Genomic DNA, 2,857 nt, shown 5'->3' with positions numbered 1-2,857 from the left:
GATGGCGCTTCCGCGGTGCGATACTTGGCCTCATGCGGTTAAAACGCCTATCCGTCCCCACTGATGGCATTGGCTTTGGCGCTGATCACGATTTCACCCTTGGTATTGGGCGGCAGCAATTCCTGCATACGGGTTTTAAGTGCAGCACGTGCTTCTTCCGTTAATGTGGTCATGCTGGCGGCCACACTGGGGCCGCCCAAAATCGTGGTCCAGTAATCGTCGAAATTGGCAAAGCTTCTGTGCACGGTGATTTCACGGCTTTGAATTTCGGCAAGGCCTGCATCGCGCCAGAGTTCTTGCAGAATTTCCATGCGCGAGGCGTCAGCACTGGGTGGCATGGCCACCTGAGCGCCCAAGGCACGCATTTCTGCTTGCAAAGCTGCATAAGGAAAGCCACCACCCGGCATATCCCAGGCATAGGCGGTAACCAAGCCCCCTGGCGCTACCACGCGCGCCATTTCCGTCACGCCACGCCGTGGTTCGGGCACAAAGAAAATCACCAGCGGCATCACGGCGGCATCAAAGCTGTTATCGGCAAAAGGCAGGGCCATGGCATCGCCTGCGCGCAAATCGGCGCCTGCCAAGGAGGGCAGTGTGCGTGCAAAAGCCAGTTGCTCTGCTGAGGGATCAATGCCGGCTAAGGTGGAAGGTGCGCCATGCTGGGCCAGCATCTCCGTGAAAGCACCATTGCCACAACCCACATCCAGCCAGCGCATACCATCCACAGCAGACAGCCAGTGCAGAAATTGCGCGCCTACCATGCGGCTCCAAATGCCCATATAGCGCTCATAGGCAGCGCCATCGGTGAACTGAATAGTGGGTGTAGTGTTCATGGCTCGATCCCTCTATGCGGTGGTGCACGGAAGTGGCGGCAGGGCCACTTGCGCGAAGTCCATTATGGATGTGGCTGACAGGCTGAAAGGGCAAAGTGATCATCATCAGAGAGTATGACTTTGACCTCGGGCCGCGCCGACCATTGTTGCAAGGCTTGGGCATTGTTAACGGTTGAGAGTAGAAACGGTGCCGGTGCAAAGGTGGCAGCCACTGTCTCGCTATAACGGAAATCATTCGTGGAGAGTGCGCCAAGACCACCCAAGGCATAGCCCAGTTTCATGAGGCGTGCATTGAGCTTGAAAACCAAGGCGCTGTATTTCTGATCGTTGGGGCTGATGAGATAGCTGGTGTAAACGCCCTTATTGGCCAGCCACGCCAAATACAGCGCACTGCGTGACTCGACCAGTGCCCTTTGCTGTAACTGGTACTTTTCAATCAGCGCAGCCAAGCGCGCTGTTGCCTTGCGGGCAGTCCATGGCGAGAGCTTGCGCAGGTCTTTGGCATCCAGCCAGAAAAAGCCGGCCTTGCCATAGTGTTGTAGCACCGCTTCCAAGTGCAGCGGCTGGCCGTCGTAAAGGGTGTACGGCCTGTCGTGCGACACCACAAAATCATCAAGTGCCGCGTCATAGAGCACATCGATTTCCACGCCGACGGCACCATGGGCAAAAGCCGCCCCCACACTACGCAGGCTGTTTTCATCACCACTACCGACTAAGCCACGGTGCCCCCACACCTTTTGACAGGCGGAGAAGGGGAAGGCAGGGCTTTTGGCCACGGCCTGCCGGAATAAGGTGTCACTGACAGCCAGAAGGCCGGCAAACAGAGCCAGCGGGAGTAGAAGCCATAGCCATTTGCGATGTTTGGTTTTCATCAAGAACCCATAGTAAGCGCTGGATAATCGGGCAGAGCCGCCATGCTAGGGCTTGTATCCGTCTGGCGCCATGATTCTGTGTTAGCGCGCATGCCACCACCTATGTCCTATGCTGTTCTGGCCAGAGAATGAGACATCGCTTTTTTGCCATATAGATGAAGCACGTGAGGCCTGTCTCAGGCTTGTCGGATCTTTGTCGGCGCGCGGTCGGCAGGAATCTCATGAAAAAACGATTAAAGAGAATGGTCGCCGGGCTCGAACTGAATGCATTTCGTCGGAGGCTGAGTGGTTATGTGGCGAGCAAAAGGCACATTTTGGGCTGGGAAAGTGATGCGCCTCAATAGAATTGATATGGCAGATTGAAAGGGCGTCTATAGATGCTTATGTGATTTATTTCAGGGTTTCTCAATTTAGCGGTTGTTTTTTTGGTGTGACTGATTGGTGCTAAGAAAATGTCTCGAATTAACGGTGACTAAAAGCGCCAAAGGGGATGAGAAAAAAATTTTGACTTTTTTTGTCCACTAAATGATTTCTTACAACCAGTATTTATACGTATATGTTCTTTACAGAAAGGATAAGTAGAATCCGCCGCTTATGGAGACCGGCTGTTTTTTTAGTCGATGGTGGCGGTAAGGGAAACCGACGTAAGTTCAAGGCGCTCAGCAGACCATTGGCGGCAGTCTCGATGCGGTTGCGGCGCAAGGTCTCGTTAAAGGACGGCGCAGCGAGCGCCATCAAAATGACAGCAATCGACAGGACGACCAAGAGTTCAATCAGGGTCAACCCACCCTGGCGTAGCGATTTCATCACGAAGCCTTTTTCATGGACTGCCGAGCCGCTGTCCGTCTGTCATCTCGGAAGCTGGCGCCGGCACGGTCTGGGGTTTGCAGCTTATCCTGGCCGTCGACCCGCCTCAAGCAGGAAGGTGCACTGAGCCGACAAGCGGCGGCTATGGGGGGATGAACGGCGTTTGGGGGCTGTTTGGCCGGGGGATTAGCGTGGGCGTGCTGCGGCTAACGCTTGACCTCATCCACCAGCGCCCGGAAGTCGTCCACGTCTTCGAAGCTGCGGTAGACGCTGGCAAAACGGACGTAGGCTCCTGGAGAAGCTTCGGTGGCCCCAAGGCTTCGTCTGCCCGCGTTGCGGCAACGC

The 2,857-nt window shown here is 55.4% G+C and carries 4 protein-coding genes and 1 pseudogene; 1 reads left to right on the top strand and 4 read right to left on the bottom strand.

Annotated elements, in window-relative coordinates; translation table 11 throughout:
* Positions 1-47: 47 nt before the first annotated feature.
* The 4 genes and pseudogenes from IHV84_RS20035 to IHV84_RS20850 all read right to left on the bottom strand — a co-directional run.
* Entirely contained in the window at positions 48-833 is a 786-nt protein-coding gene (locus IHV84_RS20035) for a class I SAM-dependent methyltransferase (protein WP_198848144.1), read from the bottom strand.
* 62 nt (positions 834-895) lie between these two features.
* Entirely contained in the window at positions 896-1,705 is an 810-nt protein-coding gene (locus tag IHV84_RS20030) for a glycerophosphodiester phosphodiesterase (RefSeq protein ID WP_198848143.1), read from the bottom strand.
* 546 nt (positions 1,706-2,251) lie between these two features.
* Positions 2,252-2,512, bottom strand: coding sequence for a Tfp pilus assembly protein FimT/FimU (locus IHV84_RS20025; protein ID WP_198848142.1), 261 nt, complete (start codon positions 2,510-2,512; stop codon positions 2,252-2,254).
* Positions 2,513-2,718: 206 nt separating this feature from the next.
* A pseudogene (locus tag IHV84_RS20850) lies at positions 2,719-2,802 on the bottom strand (transcriptional regulator NrdR); the annotation flags it as partial.
* Between the two features lie 2 nt (positions 2,803-2,804).
* On the opposite strand from IHV84_RS20850, the gene IHV84_RS20845 reads away from it, so the two are divergent.
* Positions 2,805-2,857: transposase (locus IHV84_RS20845; protein ID WP_198848145.1), on the top strand; the 53-nt coding region annotated here is incomplete at its 3' end.

It is taken from the genome of Acidovorax sp. IB03, assembly GCF_016406015.1.
GTDB lineage: Bacteria > Pseudomonadota > Gammaproteobacteria > Burkholderiales > Burkholderiaceae_C > Acidovorax > Acidovorax temperans.
The sequence above is the reverse complement of the archived record's forward strand: the minus strand, read 5'-3'. Positions and strand labels throughout refer to the sequence as shown.

Bases quoted from the DNA above. Each gene is read 5' to 3' on its own strand.
- IHV84_RS20035 (WP_198848144.1), bottom strand. From the start codon at position 833: ATGAACACTACACCCACTATTCAGTTCACCGATGGCGCTGCCTATGAG.
- IHV84_RS20030 (WP_198848143.1), bottom strand. From the start codon at position 1,705: ATGAAAACCAAACATCGCAAATGGCTATGGCTTCTACTCCCGCTGGCT.
- IHV84_RS20025 (WP_198848142.1), bottom strand. From the start codon at position 2,512: ATGAAATCGCTACGCCAGGGTGGGTTGACCCTGATTGAACTCTTGGTC.